The following is a 5,042-nucleotide window of genomic DNA, read 5'->3' as shown; positions in this document are numbered from 1 at the left end:
TTATGGTGGAGACTTTACCACCTAACTTGGTGTCCGGGATCATTAAACCACTACAGAACTTTTTAAGTTTCCAGTTGCGTAAATATCACAACTTAGCTTGTGGGCTAGCGTTAAGAAGTCGATAAGCAAGTTGATTTGCTCATCTGATACGCAATCTAGTGCTTTTATATGCGGCTCTTTGCAAAAGCGCTCTAAATAGCTAAGCATTTCGTCGATATCGTTGTTAAATAGCATCGTAAGTAGCCCTTGTGGTAAGGCTTGCGATTGTACCGTTAGCCCCACAACATAACAAACTGCTTAAGGCGGACTGCCAACGCTCGGCGAATTTACTTCAAAGTCTGCTCTGTGTTTACGGTGGCTTGTTTTCATTTTGTGTTATGTTGTCAGCCACTTAGCAGGGCGTTAGTGTTTACATCAAAATTTACGCAAAAATAGGGAAGTTGTATGACTAAATCTGTCTATGTTGCAGGTAGTTTCAAGAATCTAGAAAAGATGCAGGCTATACGAGAAACTTTGGTCAATGCAGGTATTGAAACTACTATCTCTGAGCCTCTTCAAGCTAATGGTATTAATGGTTGCTTGCAGCGCATTAGAGAAGCCGACATTACCTACATTCTAAATTTTGGTGGTTACGTCGGAAAAAGTGTAGCAATGGATATTGGTTATGCTTTAGGTCTCGGTAAACCAGTTTATGCTCTTGAACCTATTGAAGACCCAGACATAACTCACTTGCTAACAAGTGTTGTTACGCCAGGTGAAGTCATTGCTGAGCTCTGTGGAAATAGTAAAAACTAACAATAAATTTAAGAGTGATTCACAACGCTCGGCGCCCTCACTTCAAGTAAGTTTAGTGTTTATGGCACAATGGTTTAAGTAAGGTGGCAGCGTTGTTCACACCTTAATTTGGCGTTAGGCATCAGAGTTCACATCTTAAGCTACAATTATTTGGCTGAACGATTCTATGTTCAGTCAACTAAGGAGGCTACTAATGCATTATGATACATTCGTTATTCAAACTCATCCTGATGAGATTGAATTCCCTGGCAATACTGATTTTGACTGGTCACTAGAGCACGTCGAAGCGGCTATCGAGCAAGCAATTAGTAAATCGGAATTTCAGGTAACATTACCACTTTCGTTTCAAGATTATTCTTTGTTAGAAGTCAATCCCAACAAGCCTTGGTCAAAGGTTGGCTATATTGAGAGTAATGTAGGGTATTTCTTTGTGACTCAAGCATTGACTGATCATATTACAGTCACTTATAACCGTTGGGACTAATGCCTAACAAACTGTTTAAGAGTGATTCGCAACGCTTGGCATTTTTGCTATGCGTTGCGTTTTGTGTTTAAGGTGGTATGCGGGAGCTTCAGCATGGCGTTGCTCACACCTTAACAGGGCGTTATGTTTATTATCAAAGTGATGTACATGGAACTTGTTCAAGATCTACTTTTACCCGTGGTGTTATCGACGTTATCAGCATATGGAGCTGCTGTATTTGCATTTCGCAAGTATAAAAATGAAAAGCGTTGGGACGATAAAAGAGAAAAGTACTTTTTAGTCATCGAATCAGTCGAGTATATCGCAGCTTGGTATGAGTCGAAGCGTAATCAGATGGGAGCAGAACAGGGGTTAATCCGATTTGGTAATGATACTAGTCAGTTGGAAGTTTCAGAACGTGTTATCCAGAAATACGCAGCGATAGGTAATTTATATTTTTCCAAAGATTTTGTATCAGTTCTATCTCAACTTTATCTAAATCTTGAGCAAAAAGTATATTCTCGTGGCGAAGAATATGAGTGCGCTAATGATGATCCTGAACAAGAGTTTTGGATTGAAAATCGATATTACGCGTCGGTATCACATACTTCTTCCGAAGCACTAAAGAAACTACTTAAACTTTCGGAACGAGATTTGGTGAAAAAATAAACATAACAAACTGTTCAAGAGTGATTCGCAACGCGTGGCATTTTTACTATGCGTTGGTTTTAGTGATTAAGGCGGTTTGCGGCAGCATTGGTATTGCGTTGCTCACACCTTAACAGGGCGTTAAACGACATATGGAGGCTAATCAGGTGAAATTGAGTTTGATAGCTTTGCTGTTATGCTTTAGTTCATTTTGTTTTGGAGGCAATTTGGGTAAAGGGAAAGAAGACGCACAACACTTATTTGACTCGGTGCTGCCTTTTGCGGAAAAAATGTTAGCTGAGTATGGTGAGTTTTATCCATACGGTGCAGCGATGACTTTAACTGGAGACGTTGTTGATGTATCGGTCTTTGAAGGGAACGAATATCCACCTTCATCCGAGATCATTGATTTGCTCAATTCTGCCTTTCTTAAAGCAGCTGCAAATCGAGAATATAGGACCACCGCGGTAGTTTACGATGTTCGTATTACGCTTCCTTCAGGTCAGCTTTCAGATGCAATAGCCGTTAATCTTGATCATATTTCTGGCTATTCTATTGTCGTGTATTTGCCTTACAAAAAATTAAACCAGGCTATAGAGTACGGTGAACTATCAGTTCAAGAAGGTCGTGGAGCAATATTTAATTAAGCGCGTGATATGTGCGTTTAACAAACTGTTCAAGAGTGATTCGCAACGCGTGGCATTTTCAACATGCGTTGCGTTTGGTGTTTAAGGTAGTATGCGGTGGCTTCGGCATTGCGTTGCTCACACCTTAACAGGGCGTTATGCGCCAGAAAGGTGAGTCGGTAAAATGAATGAACTAGAAAAATCTATCATCCAATTTATTTTTAGCTCTTATCCAGATGACTTCAAAAACACCTGTATTTCTGAGCTAATTGTATCAGAGCGTGAATATACGGGAGCTGGTGTTATCGTATGCTTCGAAAAACGAGGTAATGTCGTAACTAACTCTAAGGCAGTAAACTTTATTGGTCCTCTAATTGAATCCTCAGCTTTGGAACTGGGTGCAGAGACTGTTTTAAGTGTTAATAATGGTCACCTTGACTGCCTAGATATTCTAGTTAGAGGCAGTGGCGACATTAAAGCTGTTACAAGTTATCGGTTAATCGATGAAGACGTTAATTTCGTGTGTGATTCAAGCGCATAACAAATTGTTCAAGAGTGATTCGGCACGCGTGGCATTTTTACTATGCGTTGGTTTTAGTGGTTAAGGTGGTATGCGGAAGCTTCGGTATTGCGTGCCTCACACCTTAACAAGGCGTTATACCTATTGAGAGGACTTGCGATAGATGACCAATATTGAAGAGGGTTTAATTAAGTTCTTTGATATCGAAAGTGAAGTACGAGAACACATAAATACTCATAGATATCAGAAGGTTTTGATCTCAGAGCTAGATAACTGGAGTCAAATCTGTAGCTCTTTGGACACTCTAGGTGATACAGGGTTAGCGCTAAAAAGTTATTTTAAATCTGACTTTCCTACTGAGGCAGGATTGTCTTATATCTACACCTATGGACTTTTGCAGGCGTTATTTATTCAGCAAGATGCGATGAACCATTTGTCTGAAGCATTCGAAGTTCCATATGAATTGTCTGATGACCTTAAAAGTATCAGAGCAGTTAGAAACGCCTCAATAGGTCACCCAACAAAGAATAGAGTTAAGAAAACTACTTACTTTAACCACATTTCTCGGATTTCAATGAGTTAAGGTGGCTTTACTTTAGCTCGTTTCTACGACGAGGGTGAGAGTGAGTTCATCGACGTTGATTTCAAGACGATAGTAGAAACACAGCTTACTGGTATTAATAATGCCTATGCATTAATCAGCGACAAACTTCGAGAAATTGACGAGCAACATAGGGCTAAATTTATGGAAAAACCTCTAGCAGATATTCTTCACTCAACAATGGGGTATATGTTTGAAAAGGTAGGACAAGCAATATACTCACCATCCAATTCAAACGTTTCATTTGGTCTTAGTATGCTTGAGTCAATCGAAGAGGCATACAATAACTTTCAGAGTGCATTGCTAGAAAGGAATGAGTTACCTGACCACACGCAGTACGAACTTGATGAGTACTTTCACGGTATTAAACGAGTGAAAGCTTACCTGACTGGTTCAAATGCTAATGATTTTTCAGAGTCAGATGCGCGAATATTCTTGTTCTATCTGCAAAAGAGCCATAAAAGCTTTGAAAATATCGCTCGTGAAATAGACGAAGATTACGTGGCAAAATAGGTATAACAAACTGTTTAAGAGGGATTCGCAACGCGTGGCATTTTCACTATGCGTTGGTTTAAGTGATTAAGGCGGTTTGCGGTGGCTTTTGTATTGCGTTACTCACCCCTTAACAGAGCGTTAAGTGCATTCGATGTCAACATGACTCAATAGCATGTATTTTTTTGCAATAGGAAGCAGAGATATGATGAAGCTTATAGAACCATGGTTGTTTCACCGTAGGGCTATGTACATTGCAAGAAAGTTAATTCCACTGCTTCTCTTTTATGGAAAAAAGACTAGATACTCTAAGGAAGAAGTGGACTATGCAATTGAAAGATCAAAATTATCGAAAAAGCACGTAACACTAGCATATGCTATTTATTGTGTAGACTTGTCGCAATACGACTTCCACAGAAGTGAAAGTTTCGAAGAGTACTTATCTCACAAATGTAAGTATGATCCAGCAAATCAACGATTTGATGTGGCCTCTTTTGCTCACTACTCTTCGGATGATTGCACTCCTAACGATGGTGGAGGTGGCGAGTAATGCACTTAACAAATTGTTCAAGAGTGATTCAGCACGCGTGGCATTTTTAATATGCGTTAGGTTTAGTGATTAAGGTATTATGCGGAGGCTTCGGTATTGCGTGCCTCACACCTTAACAAGGCGTTAGCAGTATTAAGAGGAAACAATGAAGTTCTCACATAGATTTGGGTTTGACCCGGAATACAAGAATGAACCTATCAGTCAAGATGCTCCAAATTGGCTGAAGAATATGTTTTTTCTTAAGGTGTTAGAGCCACTGCTGTATGTGGATGGCGATAGTCGCGTTAGCAATTGTAGTGGTCAACAAATACCGGACACAGATTTAAGCCGATTTTCTGCATCAACCG

Annotated in this window: 9 protein-coding genes and 1 pseudogene; 9 read left to right on the top strand and 1 reads right to left on the bottom strand. The window is 39.8% G+C overall.

Going from position 1 to position 5,042, the window contains the following annotated elements; translation table 11 throughout:
• Window positions 1-54: 54 nt before the first annotated feature.
• Window positions 55-234 (bottom strand): annotated as a pseudogene (locus GXP65_RS24695) (hypothetical protein); the annotation flags it as partial.
• 210 nt (window positions 235-444) lie between these two features.
• Here GXP65_RS24695 and GXP65_RS24690 point away from each other — a divergent pair.
• From GXP65_RS24690 to GXP65_RS25160, 9 genes are all read left to right on the top strand, one after another.
• Window positions 445-795, top strand: a complete 351-nt coding sequence (locus tag GXP65_RS24690) for a nucleotide pyrophosphohydrolase (RefSeq protein ID WP_162093939.1) — start codon at window positions 445-447, stop codon at window positions 793-795.
• A 193-nt stretch (window positions 796-988) separates the two neighbouring features.
• The gene (locus tag GXP65_RS24685) at window positions 989-1,279 is read left to right on the top strand and encodes a hypothetical protein (RefSeq protein WP_060531595.1); all 291 of its coding nucleotides are present in this window, start codon (window positions 989-991) and stop codon (window positions 1,277-1,279) included.
• 147 nt (window positions 1,280-1,426) lie between these two features.
• The gene (locus tag GXP65_RS24675) at window positions 1,427-1,927 is read left to right on the top strand and encodes a hypothetical protein (RefSeq protein ID WP_139125233.1); all 501 of its coding nucleotides are present in this window, start codon (window positions 1,427-1,429) and stop codon (window positions 1,925-1,927) included.
• 206 nt (window positions 1,928-2,133) lie between these two features.
• A complete protein-coding gene (locus tag GXP65_RS24665) occupies window positions 2,134-2,553 on the top strand; it encodes a hypothetical protein (protein WP_077200592.1) in 420 nt (139 codons plus the stop codon).
• A gap of 163 nt (window positions 2,554-2,716) precedes the next feature.
• On the top strand, window positions 2,717-3,073 hold the full coding sequence (locus GXP65_RS24655) for a hypothetical protein (protein WP_140132497.1): 357 nt from the start codon (window positions 2,717-2,719) through the stop codon (window positions 3,071-3,073).
• Between the two features lie 142 nt (window positions 3,074-3,215).
• Window positions 3,216-3,635: a hypothetical protein gene (locus tag GXP65_RS25380; protein WP_240335027.1), complete on the top strand. Its 420-nt coding sequence runs from the start codon at window positions 3,216-3,218 to the stop codon at window positions 3,633-3,635.
• A 162-nt stretch (window positions 3,636-3,797) separates the two neighbouring features.
• A complete protein-coding gene (locus tag GXP65_RS25375; RefSeq protein WP_240335026.1) occupies window positions 3,798-4,166 on the top strand; it encodes a hypothetical protein in 369 nt (122 codons plus the stop codon).
• Between the two features lie 184 nt (window positions 4,167-4,350).
• Window positions 4,351-4,695, top strand: coding sequence for a hypothetical protein (locus GXP65_RS24640; RefSeq protein ID WP_054757568.1), 345 nt, complete (start codon window positions 4,351-4,353; stop codon window positions 4,693-4,695).
• Between the two features lie 145 nt (window positions 4,696-4,840).
• Window positions 4,841-5,042 (top strand): hypothetical protein (locus GXP65_RS25160; RefSeq protein WP_205455632.1); only part of this gene is annotated, 202 nt, incomplete at its 3' end.

The organism is Vibrio sp. LB10LO1 (genome assembly GCF_010092875.1).
Taxonomy (GTDB): Bacteria; Pseudomonadota; Gammaproteobacteria; order Enterobacterales; family Vibrionaceae; genus Vibrio; species Vibrio campbellii.
The sequence above is the reverse complement of the archived record's forward strand: the minus strand, read 5'-3'. Positions and strand labels throughout refer to the sequence as shown.

Coding starts and splice junctions, on each gene's coding strand:
- GXP65_RS24690 (WP_162093939.1), top strand. CDS start 445: ATGACTAAATCTGTCTATGTTGCAGGTAGTTTCAAGAATCTAGAAAAG.
- GXP65_RS24685 (WP_060531595.1), top strand. CDS start 989: ATGCATTATGATACATTCGTTATTCAAACTCATCCTGATGAGATTGAA.
- GXP65_RS24675 (WP_139125233.1), top strand. CDS start 1,427: ATGGAACTTGTTCAAGATCTACTTTTACCCGTGGTGTTATCGACGTTA.
- GXP65_RS24655 (WP_140132497.1), top strand. CDS start 2,717: ATGAATGAACTAGAAAAATCTATCATCCAATTTATTTTTAGCTCTTAT.
- GXP65_RS25380 (WP_240335027.1), top strand. CDS start 3,216: ATGACCAATATTGAAGAGGGTTTAATTAAGTTCTTTGATATCGAAAGT.
- GXP65_RS25375 (WP_240335026.1), top strand. CDS start 3,798: ATGGAAAAACCTCTAGCAGATATTCTTCACTCAACAATGGGGTATATG.
- GXP65_RS24640 (WP_054757568.1), top strand. CDS start 4,351: ATGATGAAGCTTATAGAACCATGGTTGTTTCACCGTAGGGCTATGTAC.